We start from the raw sequence: 19,504 nt of genomic DNA, 5'->3' as shown, positions 1-19,504 counted from the left end.
GCTGACAGCTATCAAATTTGATATTTCTCGGGCTTTCCCACAACGCTTTTCAAAGCGCGCTCATGCCCAGCGCAGAACGCCCTCAACCCAGCTGCGCGCGCAGAAAGGCCAGCACCGCCGGGTCGTTGCAGTGCGCCACGTTGAAGCGCAGCCAGGCATTGGGCTGCAAGTCGATGGTGAACAGGTGGCCGGGGCCGAGCAGCATGTCGTGCTCGGCGGCGCGGTAGGCCAGTTCGGTGGAGTCGGTGATGCGCGGGTGCCGCGCCCACAGCAGCATCCCGGCCTTGGGTTCGGCAAACAGCTCGAAGCCCAGGTCGAGCAGCTCCGAGGCCACGCGCTGCTGGGCCACGGCCAGGCGGTCGCGCAGCGCCTTGGTGTGCTTGCGCCAGCGGCCATCGAGCAGGGCGCCGTAGGCCAGGCGCTCGGTGAACTCCGATGAGGTCAGGCCCGAGACCATCTTCAGTCGCGCCAGCTCCTCCAGCAGATCCGGGTGCGCCGCCAGGTAGCCCACGCGGATGTTGGGCGAGATGGTCTTGGAAAAGCTGCTGACATAGACCACGCGGCGCAGTTGATCCAGGCTGGCCAGCGTCGGGCGCGGCTCGGGGTCGAGGTCGGCGTAGATGTCGTTTTCCACGACCACGAAATCGTATTTCTCGGCCAGCTGCAGCAGCCGGTACAGGTGCGCCACCTGCGCCGTCGAGGCCGTGGGGCTTTGCAGCCGGGGCTGGGTGAACAGCACCTTGGGCCGGTGCTGGCGCACACGCTCCTCCAGCAGCTCCAGGTCGTAGCCCTGGGCGGTGCGCGGCGCACCGATCAGCCGCGCGCCCTGAAAGCGCAGCGCCGACAACTGGTTGGCATAGCCCGGGTCGTCCACCAGCACGGCGTCGCCCGGGCGCAGCAACTGGCGCGCCACCAGGTCGAGCGCCTGGGTCGAGCCCTGGGTCAGCAGCAGTTGCTCGGCGCTGGCTGCCACCTCGTGCTCGGCCAGCAGGTCGCGCACCAGCTGGCGCAGCGGCAGATAGCCCTTGGGCTCGCCGTAGCCGCCCAGGTCGGCATCCTCGGCGGCCAGCGCGCGCAGGCTGCGGCGCACGCCGTCATGGAACAGCCACTCGCCGGGCAGCCAACCACAGCCGGGCTTGAGGCGCAGCGCCCGGTTCTCGAAGATGCGCTGCATGTACCACATGGCATCGAAGCGGTACTCCCCCGTGGAGACCGGTTCGGCCAGGGGCTCGGGCTGCAGCGCATCGGCGCGCCGGCGCACGAAAAAACCCGAGTGCGGCCGCGACACACAGTAGCCCTGCGCCACCAGCCGGTCGTAGGCATCGACCACGGTATAGACGCTGATGCCGTGCATGTGGGCGAACTGGCGGATGGAGGGCAGCTTGGCGCCGGCGCGCAGGCTGCCGCTGTCCACCAATTCGCGAAAGCCCTCGACCACCTGCACGACAAGAGGGGTGGCGGACTGGTGATCGAGCGAGAACATGGCGGCAGGCAGCAAGAGGGGGCAAGGCGGGCGCCCGGAGGCACACGGATGGCGGCAGGGCAGGAGCCGGGCGGGTGGGCTGGCCCGACAAATGCCCAGGGTTTGCCCGCTCAGGGTTTGCCTGGACAGGGTTTTGCTGTACAGGCTGGCCGGGCAGCACAGTGCATTGGCTGTAGCGCGGCAACTGTATATGTTAGTTCCCGCCAGGCCTTCCTACAGTGGCGCGACCACGGCCCCACAGCCCGACCCACAGCCCGAGCGCACCCTCCAGGAAGGACATCCCCTCATGCAACGCGAACCCCATCTCGACAACGCCGCCCTGTTTGCCCGCCGCGAGGCCGCCATTGCGCGCGGTGTCGGTCACTCCCACCAGATCTTCATCGACCGGGGCGAGAACGCCGAAATCTGGGACGTGAGCGGTCGGCGCTACATCGACTTTGCCGGCGGCATCGCCGTGCTCAACACCGGGCACCGCCACCCTGCCGTGGTGCAGGCGGTCAAGGAGCAGCTCGACCGCTTCACGCACACCTGCTTTCAGGTACTGGCCTACGAGAGCTATGTCGAGCTGGCCGAGCGCCTGAACGCCAAGGCGCCAGGCGACTTCGCCAAGAAGGCGCTGTTCCTGACCACCGGCGCCGAAGCGGTGGAAAACGCCGTCAAGATCGCCCGCGCCTACACCGGCCGCCCGGGCGTCATCGCCTTCACCGGCGGCTACCACGGCCGCACGCTGATGACCATGGGCCTGACCGGCAAGGTCGTGCCCTACAAGGCGGGCTTCGGTCCCTTCCCGGCGGATATCTTCCATGCGCGCTTTCCCAATGCCCTGCACGGCGTGAGCGTGCAGGACGCCATCGATTCGCTGGAGAGCATCTTCAAGAACGGCATCGAGCCCACGCGCGTGGCTGCCATCATCATCGAGCCGGTGCAGGGCGAGGGCGGCTTCAACGTCGCGCCGGCGGCGCTGCTGCAGCACCTGCGCGCGCTGTGCGACCAGCATGGCATCGTGCTGATCGCCGACGAGGTGCAGACCGGCGCCGGGCGCACCGGCAAATGGTTTGCCATCGAGCACAGCGGCGTGGCCCCGGATCTGATCACCATGGCCAAGTCCATGGCCGGGGGCTTTCCCATCTCCGCCGTCATTGGCCGTGCCGAGATCATGGACGCGCCCAACCCCGGCGGCCTGGGCGGCACCTACGCCGGCAGTCCGCTGGCCTGCGCCGCCGCACTGGCGGTGCTGGACGTGTTCGAGCAGGAAAACCTGCTGCAGCGCGCCGAGGACGTGGGCCAGCGCCTGATGCTCAATCTGCAGGAGCTGGCGCAGCAGCACGCCTGCATCGCCCAGGTGCGCGGCTTGGGCGCCATGGTGGCCATGGAGCTGTGCCAGGACGGCGATCCGGCCCGCCCCGATGCGCAGCTGGCCAAGAACCTGTGCGCCCAGGCGGCCGAGCGCGGCCTGATCCTGCTGTCGTGCGGCACCTACGGCAACGTCATCCGCATCCTGGTGCCGCTCACGGCCAGCGATGCGCTGCTCGACGAGGGCCTGGCCATCATCGGGCAGTCGCTGCAGGCCGCGCTGGCGGCAGGCTGAGCGCGCGCGGGCGCCGGACAGTCCCGCAGCCTCTACAGTTCGGCGCCTGAGCCGTTTCGCACGACAACCGATGGAATTGCCATGACAGCTAGCGATGCCCTCGTCACCTTCCGAGGGGTGCAAAAGACCTATGACGGCACCAGCCTGGTGGTGCGCGACCTGAACCTGGACATCCAGCGCGGCGAATTCCTGTCGCTGCTGGGGCCGTCCGGCTCGGGCAAGACCACCACGCTGATGATGCTGGCCGGGTTCGAGTCGCCCACCGCCGGCGAGATCAGCCTGGACGGCGTGCCGATCACGCGCACGCCGCCGCACAGGCGAAATTTCGGCATGGTGTTCCAGAACTACGCGCTTTTTCCGCACATGACGGTGGCCGAGAACATCGCCTACCCGCTGCGCGTGCGCAAGCTGCCCCAGGCCGAGCGCGAGGCGCGCGTGCGCCGGGCGCTGGAGATGGTGCAGATGGACACCATGGGCGCACGCTACCCGGCGCAGATGTCGGGCGGCCAGCAGCAGCGCGTGGCGCTGGCGCGCGCGCTGGTGTTCGACCCGCAGCTGGTGCTGATGGACGAGCCGCTGGGCGCGCTGGACAAGCAGCTGCGCGAGCACATGCAGCTCGAACTCAAGGCGCTGCACCGGCGCCTCGGGGTGACCTTCGTCTATGTCACGCACGACCAGTCCGAGGCGCTCACCATGTCCGACCGCGTGGCTGTCTTCAACGACGGGCGCATCCAGCAGATCGACGCGGTCGATCAGCTCTACGAGCGCCCGGTCAACCGCTTCGTGGCCGGCTTCGTGGGCGACAACGCCGCTCTCAAGGCGCGCATCCAGGCCCTGGACGGCGAGGACTGCGAAGTGGTGCTGGACGACGGCGCGCGCCTGCGCGGCATCAACGTCAACCGCGCCGCCGTGGGCGATGCCGTGCAGTGCTGCGTGCGCCCCGAGCGCATCGCCCTGGCCGGCGCCGCCGGCGCCAACACCCTGCCCGGCACGGTGCTGGACATCATCTATTTCGGCGACCACCTGCGCCTGCGCTGCCGCATGGCCGGCGACGCCGAGGTCATGGTCAAGCTGCCGCTGGGCCACGAAGCCCTGCCCCGGCCCGGCCACGAAGTGCATCTGCACGCCCCGGCGCAGCACATGCGCGTCTATCGCTGACGGCAGGCCAGCGCGCTGGCCCGGCCCTTGTTCACCCCATCACGACAACACCATCCCCGAGGAGACATCACCATGATCCGTTCCACCGCCCGCACCGCCCGCACCGCACTGCTGGCCGCTGCCGCCGCCCTGGCCCTGCCAGCCCTGGCGCAGCAGGCCATTACCGTGGTCAATTTCGGCGGCGCCAATGGCGCAGCACAGAAAAAAGCCTATTTCGATGCCTACGAGAAAGCCACGGGCGGCAAGGTCACGCAGGTGGAATACAACGGCGAGCAGGCGCGCATCAAGGCCATGGTCGAGGCCAAGAAGGTGACCTGGGACGTGGTCGAGGTCGAAGGCCCGGACATCAGCCGAGGCTGCGACGAGGGCCTGTTCGAGACCATGGACTGGAGCCGCATCGGCAACAAGGCCGACTTCCTGCCCGCTGCCGTGCATGAGTGCGGCGTGGGCACCTTCGTGTGGTCTACCGTGCTGGCCTACAACGCCGACCGGCTCAAGACCGCGCCCACCGGCTGGGCGGACTTCTGGGACGTCAAGAAATTCCCCGGCAAGCGCGGCCTGCGCAAGGGCGCGCGCTACAACCTGGAGTTCGCCCTGATGGCCGATGGCGTCAAGGCCGCCGACGTGTACAAGCTGCTGTCGAGCAAGGAAGGGGCCGACCGCGCCTTCAGGAAACTGACCGAGCTCAAGCCGCACATCCAGTGGTGGGAGGCCGGCGCGCTGCCGCCGCAGTTCCTGGTGGCCGGCGACGTGGCCATGACCAGCGCCTTCAGCGGCCGCATCGACGCCGCGCAGCGCGAGGGCCAGAACCTGCAGATCACCTGGGCCGGCGGCATCTACGACCTGGACTTCTGGGTCATGCCCAAGGGCGTGGCCAACAAGGACGCGGCCATGAAGTTCATCGCCCTGGCCAGCAGTGCCGACACGCAGGCCGAGTACGCACGCCAGATCTCCTACGGCCCGACCAACACCCAGGCCATGGCCAAGATCGATGCCAAGACGCAGGCGCTGCTGCCGACCTCGCCGGCCAACAGCCGCGATGCGCTGCGCTTTGACGTGGCTTTCTGGGCCGACCAGGGCGAGGCCCTGGAAAAGCGCTTCGCCGCCTGGGCCGCCCAGTAAGCGCGCGCCGTCCACGCCAGCGCTTCGACCATGCAAGCCACCACCCTGACCCTGCCTCCGGGCCGCGCCGCCCCGGCGGATCTGCGCCAGCAACTGCGCGCCAGCGAGCGCCGCCGGCGCCTGCGCTCGATCGCGCTCACGCTGCCCTTGCTGGCTTTTTTGCTGGCCGTGTTCGTCGTGCCCCTGGCCGCGCTGATGATCCGCGCCGTGGAAAACCCCGAGGTGGCGGGCACCCTGAGCGCCACCGGCAGCGTGCTGGCCGACTGGGACGGGCGCAGCGCCCCGCCCGAGGCCGCCTACGGCGCGCTGGTGCGCGACCTGTCGGGTCTGCCCGAGACGGCGCAGGCCGGAGCGCTGGCGCGCCGCCTCAATAGCGAGGTCAGCGGGGCGCGCTCGCTCATCATGGGCACCTACCGCGCCCTGCCGCTGGAGCCGGGCCTGAGCGACGCCCAGGTGCGCGACCAGCTGCTGCAGCTGGATGCGCGCTGGGCCGAACTGCCCTATTGGCAGGCGATCGCCAAGAACTCGGCGCGCTGGACGCCCGACTACCTGCTGGCCTCGGTCGACCTGCGGCGCAATTCGCAGGGCGAGATCGTCGCCGTGCCGGCCGAGGCGGCGGCGTTCCGCGACATCCTGGTGCGCACCTTCGAGATGAGCGCCACGGTGACGCTGATCGCCATCTTGCTCGGCTACCCGCTGGCCTACTGGCTCAGCCTGCTGCCCGAGCGGCGCGCCAACCTGATGATGATCCTGGTGCTGGTGCCGTTCTGGACATCGGTGCTGGTGCGCATCGCCGCCTGGATCGTGCTGCTGCAAAACAACGGCCTGCTCAACCGCGCGCTGATGGGCCTGGGCCTGACCGAAGCGCCGGTGGCGTTGCTGTTCAACCGCCTGGGCGTGGTCATCGCCATGGTGCATATCCTGCTGCCCTTTCTGATCCTGCCGCTGTACAGCGTCATGAAGACCGTGCCGCCCAACTACCTGCGCGCCGCCATCTCGCTGGGCAGCACGCCACTGGCGGCCTTCTTCAAGGTCTATGTGCCGCAGACCTACCCGGGCGTGGCCGCCGGCGGGCTGCTGGTGTTCATCACCTCCATCGGCTACTACGTCACCCCGGCGCTGCTGGGCGGGCCAAGCGACCAGATGCTGAGCTACTACGTTGCCCAATACACCAACGTAGAAGTCAACTGGGGCATGGCGGCGGCGCTGGGCTCGGTGCTGCTGGTGACCACGCTGGCGCTGTACGCCGTCTATCGCAAGTTCGGCAAGGCCGAGCTGGGCATGGGCTGAATTCACGCAAGACACCGCCATGAGACCCTCCCGCTTTCCCGCCCACTACACGCTGGCCGACAAGCTCGGCTGGCTGGGCCTGCGCGCCTTCGGCATCGGCGTGCTGCTGTTTCTGCTGCTGCCCATCTTCGTGATCGTGCCGCTGTCGTTTTCCAGCGGCTCCTTCCTGGCCTATCCGCTGCCGGGTTGGTCGCTGCAGTGGTACCGCGAGCTGTTCGCCTCGCCCGAGTGGGCGCGCGCGGCGCGCAACAGCTTCATCGTGGCGCCGCTGGCCACGCTCCTGGCCACCACGCTGGGCACGCTGGCAGCCATGGGCCTGGCGCGCACGCAGTTCGCCGGCAAGGGCCTGCTCAGCGCCCTGCTGATCTCGCCCATGGTCGTGCCCATCGTAGTGGTGGCCGTCAGCACCTACCTGTTCTTTGCCCGCATCGGCCTGAGCGAGAGCTACCTGGGCCTGGTGCTCGTCCATGCCGCGCTGGGCGCGCCCTTCGTCGTGACCACGGTGCTGGCCACGCTGCAGGGCTTCAACCAGAACCTGGTCAAGGCCAGCCTGAGCCTGGGCGCCGGGCCGGTGCAGACGTTTTTCCGCATCACGTTGCCGGTGATTGCGCCGGGCGTCATCTCGGGCGCGCTGTTTGCATTTGCCGCATCCTTCGACGAGGTGGTGGTCACGCTGTTCCTGGCCGGGCCGGAGCAGGTCACGCTGCCGCGCCAGATGTTCACCGGCATCCGCGAGAACATCTCGCCGGTCATCGCCGCCGTGGCCACGCTGCTGACCCTGTTCACCACAGCGCTGATGATGACGCTGGAGTGGCTGCGCGGACGGCGCAAATAACTCCTGCAATTCCAGTCAAAACCCCTTGAAACCCTTGCCAGGCAAGGGCAAGCCACTCTTTATTCAATAGCATCATGACCTCTGCCCAACCCAGTCCCCTGGCCCAGCTTCGCGACCCGGCGCTGCTCAAGACCGATGCCCTGATCGATGGCCAATGGGTCTGCGGCGCCAGCCGCTTTGCCGTCCACGACCCGGCCACGGGCGCGCACCTGGCCGATGTGGCCAACCTGGGGCCGCAGGATGCGCAGGCCGCCATCGCGGCCGCGCACGCCGCCTGGCCGGCCTGGAAGGCGCTCACCGCCAAGGAGCGCTCCATCGTGCTGCGCCGCTGGTTCGACCTGCTGATGGCGCACCAGGACGACCTGGCGCGCATCATGACCGCCGAACAGGGCAAGCCCCTGGCCGAGGCGCGCGGCGAGGTCGCCTACGGCGCCAGCTTCGTCGAGTGGTATGCCGAGGAGGCCAAGCGCGTCAACGGCGAGACGCTGCCGCAGTTTGACAACAACCGCCGGCTGCTGGTGCTGCGCCAGCCGATCGGCGTGTGCGCGGCCATCACGCCGTGGAACTTCCCGCTGGCCATGATCACGCGCAAGGTGGCGCCGGCGCTGGCGGCGGGCTGCCCGGTGGTCATCAAGCCGGCGGAGCTGACGCCGCTCACCGCCCTGGCCGCCGCCGAGCTGGCGCAGCGCGCCGGCATCCCTGCCGGGGTGCTGAACATGCTGTGCGCCGACACTGCGCAGTCGGTGGCCATCGGCAAGGTGCTGTGCGAAAGCCCCACGGTGCGCCACATCAGCTTCACCGGCTCGACCGAGGTGGGCCGCATCCTGATGGCCCAGTCGGCGCCCACGGTCAAGAAGATGTCGCTGGAGCTGGGCGGCAACGCGCCCTTCATCGTCTTCGACGATGCCGACCTGGACAGCGCCGTGGAGGGCGCCTTTGCCAGCAAGTACCGCAACGCCGGCCAGACCTGTGTGTGCTCCAACCGCTTCTATGTGCAGGACGGGGTGTATGAGGAATTCGTCCAGCGCTTCGTCGCCAAGGTGCGCACGGCCCGGGTGGGCAACGGCTTCGAGGACGGCGTCAACCAGGGGCCGCTGATCGAGGAGGCGGCGCTGGCCAAGGTGCAGCGCCATGTGGACGATGCCCTGGCGCGCGGCGCTCGGGTGCTCACCGGCGGGCGACGGCTGCCAGACCTGGGTAGCGGCCAGTTCTACGAGCCCACGGTGGTGGCCGACGCCACGCCCGACATGCTGTGCGCGCGCGAGGAGACCTTCGGCCCGTTCGCCCCGGTGTTTCGCTTCAAGACCGAGGCCGAGGCCATCGCGGCGGCCAACAACACCGAGTTCGGCCTGGCCAGCTACTTCTACAGCCGCGACGTGGGCCGCATCTTCCGCGTCGGCGAGGCGCTGGAGTACGGCATGGTGGGCATCAACGTCGGCATCCTGGCCACCGAGCACGTGCCCTTTGGCGGCGTCAAGCAGTCCGGCCTGGGCCGCGAAGGCTCGCACCACGGCATGGATGACTACGTGGAACTCAAATACCTGTGCGTGGGCGACATCGCCCGCTGAGGCAAGCTGGTGGATCTGTTGCTGCACATCGTTTTGATAGCTGCCAGCGCTTGTCCAGCAAGGGTTTGAGCCGATTTTGACCATATTCTCATCATGACTGACATCTCCTCCAGGCCCGCCGCCTTGGCCGGCATCCGGGTGCTCGACCTCTCGCGCGTGCTGGCCGGCCCGTGGTGTACGCAGGTGCTGGCCGATCTGGGCGCGGACGTGATCAAGGTCGAGCGCCCCGGCGCCGGCGACGACACGCGCCACTGGGGCCCGCCCTTTGTGCGCGACGCCCAGGGGCGCGACACCGAACAGGCCAGCTACTTCACCGCCTGCAACCGCAACAAGCGCTCGGTCACCATCGACATGGCCACGCAGGACGGCCAGCAGCTCATCCGCCAGATGGCGCAGGACTGCGACGTGCTGGTGGAGAACTTCAAGGTCGGCGGCCTCGCGCGCTACGGCCTGGACTGGGACAGCCTGCGCGCCCTCAACCCACGGCTGATCTACTGCTCGGTCACCGGCTTCGGCCAAGACGGGCCGTATGCCGAGCGCGCCGGCTACGACCTCATGGTGCAGGCCATGACCGGCATGATGAGCATCACCGGCCGCAGCGATGACGCGCCTGGCGGCGGGCCGCTGCGCGTAGGCGTGGCGGTGATCGACCTGTTCACCGGGCTGTATGCCAGCAACGCCATCCTGGCGGCGCTGCACGTGCGCGAGCGCACCGGGGCGGGCCAGCACATCGACATGGCGCTGCTCGATGTCGGCATGGCGGTGCTGGCGAATCAGGCCGCCGGCTTTCTGGCCACGGGGGTGGCGCCCGGCAGGCAGGGCAACACGCATCCGAGCCTGGCGCCCTACCAGGATTTCCCGACCCGCGACGGCGCCATGCTGCTGGCCATCGGCAACGACGGGCAGTTCGCGCGCTTTTGCGCTGCTGCCGGCCAGCCCGAGTGGGCGCAGGATGCGCGCTTTGCCAGCAACACGCTGCGGGTGCGGCACCGCGAGGCGCTGATCCCTGCCATGGAGGCGGTGACGCGCACGCGCACAACTGCCGAGTGGATTGCACTGCTGGAGGACAAGGCCGTGCCCTGCGGCCCCATCAACACCATTGCCCAGGCCTTCGACGATGCCCAGGTGCGCGCCCGTGGCCTGCGCGTGGAGCTGCCGCGCGATGCGGGCGATGGCGTGGAGCGCATCGCCACCGTGGCCAGCCCGCTGCGCCTGTCGGCCACGCCGCCGGTGCTGCATCGTGCCCCGCCGGCGCTGGGGCAGCACACGGACGAGGTGCTGCGCGAGTGGGGGGTGGATGAGGCGCGCCTGGCCGAACTGCGCGCGCGCGGGGTGGTTTGACGAGCAAAAACCGCCCTCACCCCAACCCTCTCCCGCACGCGGGAGAGGGAGCCGCCAGATTCAGCCCAGCGCCGCAATCACCTCCGGCGGCGCCTGCACCAGCTCGACCAGCACGCCCTCGCCGGCGATCGGGAATTCCTCGCTGGCCTTGGGGTGCAGGAACGTGATGTCGTGCCCCGCCGCGCCCCGGCGGATGCCGCCCGGAGCAAAACGCACGCCCTGGCTGGTCAGCCACTCCACCGCCCGGGGCAGGTCGTCGATCCACAGGCCGATGTGGTTCAGCGGCGTGGCGTGTACGGCCGGCTTTTTCTCGATGTCCAGCGGCTGCATGATGTCCACCTCGACCGTGTGCGCGCCGCGCCCCACGGCCAGGATGTCCTCGTCCACGTTCTCGCGCTCGCTCACGAAGGTGCCGGTGTGCGTCAGGCCCAGCATGTCCACCCAGAGGCGGCGCAGTGCGCCCTTGTCCGTGCCGCCGATGGCGACTTGCTGAATGCCCAGCACCCGGAACGGGCGCACGGATGCTGCGTCAGTCATGAGAACTCCCTTTTTGATAGCTGCCAGCGCTTGACTGGCAAGGCTTGAGGCCGGATTTCATTCAAATTCCAGGATGACCTGATCGACCGACAGCGAAGCGCCCTTGTCGGCGGCGATCCTGGCCACCACGCCGTCCTGCGCGGCGAACAGGACGTTTTCCATCTTCATCGCCTCGATGACGGCCAGGCGCTCGCCTGCCTGCACCTTCTGGCCGGGCTGCACCGCCACATCGACCAGCAGGCCCGGCATGGGCGAGAGCAGGAACCTGGACAGATCCGGCGGCGCCTTGTAGGGCATGAGCTTGAACAGCTCGGCGCGGCGCGGGGTGAGCACGATGGCATCGATCTGCGCGCCGTTGTGCGAGATGCGCAGCACCAGCGGGTTCTTGGGCGTGCCGCGCTCGATCTGCGCCGTGAAGCCCTGGCCGTTGCACGCGCCCTGCACGCAGATGCTGCCCAGGTGGGCGCTGCTGGTGATGCGGTAGCTCTTGCCGCCCACCTGCACGGTGCTGGCGCCGGACTGGCTCTCGTAGTCCGTCACCTCGACGTCGTGGTATTGGTGCTCGCCGTCCTGGCCCAGGGCAACGACGACAAACTGCTCGCCGACCTGCACGCCGTGGCCGGCCAGTTGCCCGCTGATGCCGCTGGCACGCGCCCGGTAGCGCCGGTGCATGTAGGCGGCCAGGGCGACCAGGAACGGCGGGTCGTCGTGCTGCACGTCGCCTGCGGCAAAGCCGTGCGGATAGTGCTCGGCGATGAAGCCGGTGTTGAAGTTGCCCGAGACGAAATCCGGGTGTGCCAGCAGCGCCGCCTGGAACGGGATGTTGCTGCTGATGCCCCGGATCACGAAGCCATTGAGCGCGGCGCGCATCTTGGCAATGGCGTCGTCGCGATCCTGGCCATGCACGATGAGCTTGGCAATCATCGAGTCGTAGAACATGGGGATCTCGCCGCCCTCATAGACGCCGGTGTCCACGCGCACGCCGTAGCGCCCATCGGTCTCGCCCTGGAACAGGTTCTGCTCGGGCGGGGCAAAGCGCACCAGCCGGCCCGTGGAGGGCAGGAAGTTGCGGAAGGGGTCTTCGGCGTTGATGCGGCACTCGATGGCCCAGCCGTCGCGCTTGACGTCCTGCTGCGCCAGCGGCAGCTTCTCGCCGGCGGCCACGCGGATCATCAGCTCGACCAGATCCAGGCCGGTGATGCACTCGGTCACCGGGTGCTCGACCTGCAGCCGGGTGTTCATCTCCAGGAAGTAGAAGTCCTGATCCTTGCCGACCACGAACTCCACCGTGCCGGCGCTCTGGTACTTCACCGCCTTGGCCAAGGCCACGGCCTGCTCGCCCATGGCGCGGCGGGTGGTGTCGCTGATGAAGGGCGACGGGGCTTCTTCGATCACCTTCTGGTGCCGGCGCTGGATGGAGCACTCGCGCTCGTTCAGGTAGATCACGTTGCCATGCGCGTCGCCCAGCACCTGGATCTCGATGTGGCGCGGCTCCTGCACGAATTTCTCGATGAACACACGGTCATCGCCGAAGCTGTTGCGCGCCTCGCTCTGGCAGCTGGCAAAGCCCTCGTGCGCTTCCTTGTCGTTGAAAGCCACGCGCAGGCCCTTGCCGCCGCCGCCGGCGCTGGCCTTGATCATCACGGGGTAGCCAATGCCACGGGCGATCTCCACGGCCTGCTCGGGTGTGGCAATAGGCTCGTTGTAGCCGGGGATGCAGCTCACGCCGGCTTGCTGCGCCAGCTTCTTGGAGGCGATCTTGTCGCCCATGGCGGCGATCGCGTAGTGCTTGGGGCCGATGAAGACCAGGCCTTCTTCTTCCACGCGCTTGGCGAAGGCCTCGTTTTCCGACAGAAAGCCGTAGCCCGGGTGGATGGCCTGCGCGCCGGTCTGCTTGGCCGCGGCAATGATGCGGTCGGCCTGCAGATAGGACTCGCGGCTGGGCGCGGCGCCGATGTGTACGGCCTCGTCGGCCAGCTTGACATGGCGCGCGGCGGCGTCAGCGTCGGAATACACCGCCACGGTGGCGATGCCCATTTTCTTGGCCGTGGCGATGACGCGGCAGGCGATCTCGCCGCGGTTGGCAATCAGGATTTTGGTGAACATGTCTGGTGAACTCCTGGTTTCTTGTTCTTGTAGTTACAGCGGGATGTTCCCGTGCTTGCGCCACGGGTTTTCCAGCTTCTTTTCGCGCAGCATGACCAGGCTGCGGCAGATGCGCTTTCTGGTCTCGTGCGGCAGGATCACGTCGTCGATGTAGCCGCGCGCGCCGGCGACGAAGGGGTTGGCGAAGCGCTCCTTGTATTCGGCCTCGCGGGCGGCGAGCTTGACCGGGTCGTTCTTGTCCTCGCGGAAGATGATTTCCACTGCGCCCTTGGCGCCCATCACGGCGATCTCGGCGTTGGGCCAGGCCAGGTTCACGTCGCCGCGCAGGTGCTTGGAGCTCATCACGTCATACGCGCCGCCATAGGCCTTGCGGGTGATGACGGTGATCTTGGGCACGGTGCATTCGGCATACGCATACAGCAGCTTGGCGCCGTGGCGGATGATGCCGCCGTACTCCTGCGCCGTGCCGGGCATGAAGCCGGGCACATCGACGAAGGTGACCACGGGGATGTTGAAGGCATCGCAAAAGCGCACGAAGCGCGCCGCCTTGATGCTGGAGCGGATGTCCAGACAGCCGGCCAGCACCAGCGGCTGGTTGGCGACGATGCCCACGGTCTGCCCTTCCATGCGCGCCAGGCCAATGAGGATGTTCTTGGCGTAGTCGGGCTGCAGCTCGAAGAAGTCGCCGTCGTCCACGGTTTTCTGGATCAGCTCCTTCATGTCGTAGGGCTGGTTGGGATTCGCCGGCACCAGGGTGTCCAGGCTCAGGTCGGCGCGGTCGGCCGGATCCTTGCTCGGGCGCACGGGGGGCTTTTCGCGGTTGTTCAGCGGCAGGTAGTTGTACAGGCGGCGCAGCATGAGCAGCGCCTCCACGTCGTTCTCGAACGCCATGTCGGCCACGCCGCTCTTGGTGGTGTGGGTGATGGCGCCGCCGAGCTCTTCAGCCGTGACTTCCTCGTGCGTCACGGTCTTGACCACCTCGGGGCCGGTCACGAACATGTAGCTCGAATCCTTGACCATGAAGATGAAGTCGGTCATGGCCGGCGAATAGACCGCGCCGCCGGCGCACGGGCCCATGATCATGCTGATCTGCGGGATGACGCCCGAGGCCATGACGTTGCGCTGGAACACCTCGGCGTAGCCGCCCAGACTGGCCACGCCCTCCTGGATGCGCGCGCCGCCCGAGTCGTTCAGGCCGATGACCGGCGCGCCGACCTTCATGGCCTGATCCATGACTTTGCAGATCTTCTCGGCATGGGCCTCCGACAGCGCGCCGCCGAACACAGTGAAGTCCTGGCTGAAGACGAAGACTAGGCGGCCATTGATCATGCCGTAGCCCGTGACCACGCCGTCGCCCGGAATCTTGTTGCCCTGCATGCCGAAATCGGCGCAGCGGTGCTCGACGAACATATCCCATTCCTCGAAGGTGCCGTCATCGAGCAGCAGCTCGATGCGCTCGCGCGCCGTCAGCTTGCCTTTCTTGTGCTGCGCGGCTATGCGCTTTTGTCCACCGCCCAGGCGGGCAAGCTCGCGCTTTTGCTCCAGTTGATCGAGGATGCTTTGCATGTGGAGTTCGTCCTTGTGTTGAACCGGGGATTGGTTGGAAATTGTCGGTATTAGCTATTCAATCGATAGCTGTCAGCGCTTGTCCTGATTGGGCTGCAAGCAGATTTCGTGCTGCAGTGCTGGCGGCAATGCGCCCTGTGGCCACGTCCTGCTGCAGTTGCGGCAGCAGCGCCTGCACTTGCGGATGCTGGCGAAACGCGGCCTTCAGGCCGAAGTCGATGCGCTCCCACATCCAGGCCAGGGCCTGGCGCTCGCGCCGCGCGGCCAAGCGGCCATTGCCTGTCTGCATGGCGCGGAATTCGCTGACTACGGCCCAGAACTCGTCCACGCCCTCGCTCTTGAGCGCGCTGAGCGTGATGACCTTGGGCCGCCAGACCAGGCCGGCCTTCCAGTCGTGATCGGGGTTGCCGTGCATGGCCAGCAGGCGCAGGCTCGACGTGATCTGCGCCTGCGCGCGCATGGCGGCGTGCGGGTCGATGTCGGCCTTGTTGATGACGACCAGGTCGGCCAGCTCCATGACGCCCTTCTTGATGGCCTGCAGGTCGTCGCCGGCGTTGGGCAGTTGCAGCACGCAAAACATGTCCGTCATGCCATGCACCGCGATCTCACTCTGGCCCACGCCCACGGTCTCGACGATGACCACGTCGTAGCCGGCCGCCTCGCACACCAGCATGGCCTCGCGGGTTTTTTCTGCCACGCCGCCCAGGGTGCCGCCGCTGGGACTGGGGCGGATGTAGGCGTCCTGCTGGTTGGACAGCTGCTCCATGCGCGTCTTGTCGCCCAGGATGGAGCCGCCCGAGACGGTGGATGAGGGGTCGATGGCCAGCACCGCCACCTTCAGGCCATGTTCGCGGATCAGGTGCAGCCCGAGCGCTTCGATGAAGGTGGATTTGCCCACACCGGGCACGCCGCTGATGCCCAGCCGCAGCGCACGGCCCGTGTGCGGCAGCAGCGCCGTGAGCAGCTCGTCGGCCTGCGCACGGTGGTCGGCGCGGGTCGATTCGAGCAGGGTGATGGCCTTGGCCATGGCGCGGCGGCGCTCTGGAGGCGAGCCATGCAGCAGTGGTTCGAGCAAGGGAGGATGGCTCATGCCGGATCACAGAATCTCAAAAGCACGCCCATCGGGCAGGCGGTAGCGATAAAAATCACGCACGTCGATAGTCCAGATCTGCGTGATCCCGGTCTCTGTTGCCGCCCACACCAGAGAGGCATCGGCGAAATCCATTTCGCTGCGTCTGTCGGTGTAGCGGCGCATCAGGGTCAGCATGTCTTCCAGATGTCCGGGATCGAAGGGAAACACCGAGACACCTCCCATGGCCACCCAGTCGAACATCTTCCAGCGAGCGGCGGGCAGCAGGAAATGAGAGGCTTCCACCAGGCAAGGCCAGGTGGTGGTCAGGTGCCAGCCTGAGGTTTCTGTCGTCAACAGATGGCTGTAGTGGTCATGGGCCAAATCCTGCTGATCAAACAGTGCAATCAGCGGGCCGGCATCGAGCAGGGCGATGTTCACGCAGCGCCTTCCTCATCGTCCGGCACCCAGGCAACGCCTCTCTTGCGCGCTTCCTGGTAGGCCTGCCAGTCGCGGGACTGCGCCTGATGTCGTGCGCGCAATTTTTCACGCAAGCGAATGCTGGTGCTGTTCGCAGCATCGGTTGCCATGCCCTCATCCGATCCGCGCGCGTGCGCTGCATCCGTGAAGCGGGGTTGTGCGGCCTCCTCGGCCTTGCCCATTACCTGCTGGTATAGCTGCGCCGGGTCTTTGCGCCCCAGGGCGCGCTCCACCGCAGCAATGATGAATTGCGATTTGCTCACGCCCTGGCGACGCGCAGCTTGCTCCAGCTCCTTTTCCAGCAGGGGATCCATGCGAACAGAGACAGCCATGATGTTCTCCTGGGTTGAAATACTGCAATACAGTATTTCAACCTACGGCGTCAAGCAAGCGCCGCCTTGATCTGCTCCAGCACATCCTTTGCGCTCGCCGGAATCGGCGTGCCCGGCCCGTAGATGCCCTTGACGCCCGCCTGCCACAGGAAGTCATAGTCCTGCGCCGGGATCACGCCGCCGACGAAGACGATGATGTCGTCGGCGCCCTGCTCGCGCAGCGCCGCGATGATGGCCGGCACCAGGGTCTTGTGGCCGGCGGCCAGCGTCGAGACGCCGATGGCGTGGACGTCGTTCTCGATGGCCTGGCGCGCGCATTCCTCGGGCGTCTGGAACAGCGGGCCGATGTCCACGTCGTAGCCCAGATCGGCAAACGCCGTGGACACGACCTTGGCGCCCCGGTCGTGGCCGTCCTGGCCCAATTTTGCGATCATGACGCGCGGGCGGCGGCCTTGCCTGGCGGCGAATTCGTCGATCTCGCCCTTGAGTTTTTCCCAGCCCTCGGCGCCCTCATAGGCGGTGGCATAGACCCCTGTGACCATCTGCGTGTCGGCGCGGTGCCGTCCAAAGGATTTTTCCAGTGCGTCCGAGACTTCGCCCACGGTGGCGCGGGCGCGGATGGCCTCGATGGCCAGGCCCAGCAGGTTGCCCTCGCCGCTTTGCGCTGCAGAACTGAGAGCATCCAGCGCCCGGCTGACGCGCCCTGCATCGCGTTTTTGCTTGATGCCGTTCAGACGGGCGATCTGGCTGTCGCGCACCTTGACGTTGTCCACTTCCAGGATATCAACCGGGTCTTCCTTGGCCAGCTTGTATTTGTTGACGCCAACGATGACTTCCTTGCCCGAGTCGATGCGCGCTTGCTTCTCGGCGGCGGCAGCCTCGATCTTGAGCTTGGCCCAGCCCGAGTCCACGGCGGCCGTCATGCCGCCCATGGCTTCCACCTCCTCGATGATCTTCCAGGCAGCGTCGGCCATGTCCTGGGTCAGCTTTTCCATCATGTAGGAGCCGGCCCAGGGGTCGATCACGTTGGTGATGTGGGTTTCCTCCTGAATGATGAGCTGGGTGTTGCGCGCGATGCGGGCAGAAAATTCAGTGGGCAGGGCGATGGCTTCGTCCAGCGCGTTGGTGTGCAGGCTTTGCGTGCCGCCGAAGACTGCTGCCATGGCCTCGATGGTCGTGCGCACCACGTTGTTGTAGGGGTCTTGCTCGGTCAGGCTCCAGCCGCTGGTCTGGCAGTGCGTGCGCAGCATCAGGCTCTTGGGCTTCTTGGCATCGAACCCCTTCATGATCCGGCACCACAGCAGGCGTGCGGCGCGCATCTTGGCAATCTCCAGGTAGAAGTTCATGCCAATGGCCCAGAAGAACGACAGCCGGCCCGCAAAGTCGTCCACGTCCATGCCCTTGGCAATGGCGGTCTTCACATACTCCTTGCCGTCGGCCAGCGTGAAGGCGAGTTCCAGCGCCTGGTTGGCCCCCGCCTCCTGCATGTGGTAGCCCGAGATCGAGATCGAGTTGAACTTCGGCATGTTCCTGGCCGTGTACTCGATGATGTCGCCGATGATGCGCATCGACGGCTTCGGGGGGTAGATGTAGGTGTTGCGAACCATGAACTCCTTGAGGATGTCGTTCTGGATGGTTCCGGACAGCTTGTCCTGGCTGACGCCCTGCTCCTCCGCTGCCACCACATAGCCGGCCAGCACCGGCAGCACGGCGCCGTTCATGGTCATGGACACGCTCACCTTGTCCAGCGGAATGCCGTCGAACAGGATCTTCATGTCCTCCACGCTGTCGATGGCCACGCCAGCCTTGCCCACGTCGCCGGTGACGCGCGGGTGATCCGAGTCGTAGCCGCGGTGCGTGGCCAGGTCGAACGCCACCGACACGCCCTGCCCGCCGGCAGCCAGCGCCTTGCGATAAAAGGCGTTGGACTCCTCGGCGGTGGAAAAGCCCGCGTACTGGCGAATCGTCCAGGGCCGCACGGCGTACATGGTGGCCTGCGGGCCGCGCACGTAAGGCTCGAAGCCCGGCAGCGTGTTGACATACGGCAGACTGGCCGTGTCCTCGGCGGTGTAGAGCGGCTTGACAGTGATGCCGTCGGGTGTGACCCAGTCGAGGGCCTGCACGTCGCCGCCAGGGGCGGACTTGGCAGCTGCCTTGGCCCAGTCTTCGAGGCTGGCAGATGAGAACGAGGGGCGGAGGACTGGCTCATGGCATGGAGCTTTCGCAAATGTGGCAAATCGACAGGCGGGCACGGGCCGCCGTTCGCAATTTGGCACCGAGTTTACCGCATCCATAATTATTAATTCTTAGTTTTTCTCGGCTACAGTTGCGCGCATGTCCGCCGCCTCTGCCGTCTCCCTGACCCCTCGCGCCCTGTATGAGCAGGTGGCGGAGGAGTTGCGCCAGCGCATCTTCCGGCGCGAGCTGGAGCCGGGCAGCTGGATCGACGAGCTCAAGATCGCCGAGGAATTCGGCATCAGCCGCACGCCGCTGCGCGAGGCGCTCAAGGTGCTGGCGGCAGAGGGCCTGGTGACCATGAAGGTGCGCCGCGGCGCCTACGTCACCGAGATGAGTGACAAGGACTTGCGCGACGTCTATCACCTGCTCAGCCTGCTGGAGCGTGACGCCGCCGCCAGCGTAGCCACCCGGGCAACGCCGGCGCAATTGCAGGAGTTGCAGGCCCTGCATGAGGAGCTGGCCGCTGCCACCCACGACCGCGAGCGCTTTTTCGCCATCAACGAGCGCATCCACATGCGGCTGCTGGATCTTGCCGACAACCGCTGGCTCAGCCAGGTGGTGGCCGATCTGCGCAAGGTCATGAAGCTCAACCGCCACAACTCGCTATTCAAGCAGGGGCGCATCGAGCAATCGCTGGCCGAGCACGCCACGCTCATGGCGGCGCTGCGCGCACGCGACCCTGCGGCCACCGAGAGGGCCATGCGGGCGCACTTCGCCAGCGGACTGGAGGCGGCAGGCTGAATCTGCCTGTGGCCTGTTGGCCTACAGGCCAGGGGCTGCTGCTGCGCTTC

16 protein-coding genes are annotated in these 19,504 nt (G+C 67.1%); 8 read left to right on the top strand and 8 right to left on the bottom strand.

Annotation, left to right across the window (positions count from 1 at the left end; all coding sequences use genetic code 11):
- Positions 1–82 precede the first annotated feature (82 nt).
- The gene (locus IDM45_RS05205; RefSeq protein ID WP_209421918.1) at positions 83–1,483 is read right to left on the bottom strand and encodes an aminotransferase-like domain-containing protein; all 1,401 of its coding nucleotides are present in this window, start codon (positions 1,481–1,483) and stop codon (positions 83–85) included.
- 286 nt (positions 1,484–1,769) lie between these two features.
- On the opposite strand from IDM45_RS05205, the gene gabT reads away from it, so the two are divergent.
- The 7 genes from gabT (at position 1,770) to IDM45_RS05170 (ending at position 10,385) form a co-directional block, all read left to right on the top strand.
- Complete coding sequence (gene gabT, locus IDM45_RS05200) at positions 1,770–3,071, top strand: 4-aminobutyrate--2-oxoglutarate transaminase (protein ID WP_209421917.1); 1,302 nt, start codon at positions 1,770–1,772, stop codon at positions 3,069–3,071.
- Between the two features lie 81 nt (positions 3,072–3,152).
- Positions 3,153–4,229: an ABC transporter ATP-binding protein gene (locus IDM45_RS05195; RefSeq protein ID WP_209421916.1), complete on the top strand. Its 1,077-nt coding sequence runs from the start codon at positions 3,153–3,155 to the stop codon at positions 4,227–4,229.
- 72 nt (positions 4,230–4,301) lie between these two features.
- Positions 4,302–5,351, top strand: a complete 1,050-nt coding sequence (locus IDM45_RS05190) for an ABC transporter substrate-binding protein (protein WP_209421915.1) — start codon at positions 4,302–4,304, stop codon at positions 5,349–5,351.
- Positions 5,352–5,381: 30 nt separating this feature from the next.
- Positions 5,382–6,641: an ABC transporter permease gene (locus IDM45_RS05185; RefSeq protein ID WP_209421914.1), complete on the top strand. Its 1,260-nt coding sequence runs from the start codon at positions 5,382–5,384 to the stop codon at positions 6,639–6,641.
- 19 nt (positions 6,642–6,660) lie between these two features.
- Complete coding sequence (locus IDM45_RS05180) at positions 6,661–7,476, top strand: ABC transporter permease (protein ID WP_209421913.1); 816 nt, start codon at positions 6,661–6,663, stop codon at positions 7,474–7,476.
- Positions 7,477–7,550: 74 nt separating this feature from the next.
- Complete coding sequence (locus tag IDM45_RS05175) at positions 7,551–9,044, top strand: NAD-dependent succinate-semialdehyde dehydrogenase (RefSeq protein ID WP_209421912.1); 1,494 nt, start codon at positions 7,551–7,553, stop codon at positions 9,042–9,044.
- A 93-nt stretch (positions 9,045–9,137) separates the two neighbouring features.
- Positions 9,138–10,385 (top strand): CaiB/BaiF CoA transferase family protein, encoded by a 1,248-nt coding sequence (locus IDM45_RS05170; RefSeq protein WP_209421911.1) that lies wholly within the window; start codon positions 9,138–9,140, stop codon positions 10,383–10,385.
- Positions 10,386–10,445: 60 nt separating this feature from the next.
- On the opposite strand, the gene IDM45_RS05165 is transcribed toward IDM45_RS05170, so the two are convergent.
- The 7 genes from IDM45_RS05165 to scpA form a co-directional block, all read right to left on the bottom strand.
- Positions 10,446–10,922 carry a VOC family protein gene (locus tag IDM45_RS05165; RefSeq protein WP_209421910.1) on the bottom strand — a complete coding sequence of 159 codons (477 nt, stop codon included), beginning with the start codon at positions 10,920–10,922 and terminating at the stop codon, positions 10,446–10,448.
- A 57-nt stretch (positions 10,923–10,979) separates the two neighbouring features.
- Positions 10,980–13,028 (bottom strand): acetyl-CoA carboxylase biotin carboxylase subunit, encoded by a 2,049-nt coding sequence (locus IDM45_RS05160; RefSeq protein ID WP_209421909.1) that lies wholly within the window; start codon positions 13,026–13,028, stop codon positions 10,980–10,982.
- Positions 13,029–13,061: 33 nt separating this feature from the next.
- Entirely contained in the window at positions 13,062–14,594 is a 1,533-nt protein-coding gene (locus tag IDM45_RS05155) for an acyl-CoA carboxylase subunit beta (RefSeq protein WP_209421908.1), read from the bottom strand.
- Between the two features lie 58 nt (positions 14,595–14,652).
- Positions 14,653–15,684 (bottom strand): methylmalonyl Co-A mutase-associated GTPase MeaB, encoded by a 1,032-nt coding sequence (gene meaB, locus IDM45_RS05150; protein ID WP_209421907.1) that lies wholly within the window; start codon positions 15,682–15,684, stop codon positions 14,653–14,655.
- Between the two features lie 6 nt (positions 15,685–15,690).
- Positions 15,691–16,104 (bottom strand): type II toxin-antitoxin system VapC family toxin, encoded by a 414-nt coding sequence (locus IDM45_RS05145; RefSeq protein ID WP_209421906.1) that lies wholly within the window; start codon positions 16,102–16,104, stop codon positions 15,691–15,693.
- Positions 16,101–16,457 (bottom strand): hypothetical protein, encoded by a 357-nt coding sequence (locus tag IDM45_RS05140; protein WP_209421905.1) that lies wholly within the window; start codon positions 16,455–16,457, stop codon positions 16,101–16,103. Before IDM45_RS05140 ends, IDM45_RS05145 begins: the two co-directional genes overlap by 4 nt.
- Before the next feature lie 68 nt (positions 16,458–16,525).
- Positions 16,526–18,727, bottom strand: a complete 2,202-nt coding sequence (scpA, locus tag IDM45_RS05135; protein WP_411828414.1) for a methylmalonyl-CoA mutase — start codon at positions 18,725–18,727, stop codon at positions 16,526–16,528.
- Positions 18,728–18,809: 82 nt separating this feature from the next.
- Between scpA and IDM45_RS05130 the strand changes: the two genes are divergently transcribed.
- Positions 18,810–19,454, top strand: a complete 645-nt coding sequence (locus tag IDM45_RS05130) for a GntR family transcriptional regulator (protein ID WP_209421904.1) — start codon at positions 18,810–18,812, stop codon at positions 19,452–19,454.
- Positions 19,455–19,504 lie beyond the last annotated feature (50 nt).

Source organism: Melaminivora jejuensis (assembly GCF_017811175.1).
Lineage (GTDB): Bacteria > Pseudomonadota > Gammaproteobacteria > Burkholderiales > Burkholderiaceae_C > Melaminivora > Melaminivora jejuensis.
This window is presented reverse-complemented; position numbering and strand designations above follow the sequence as displayed.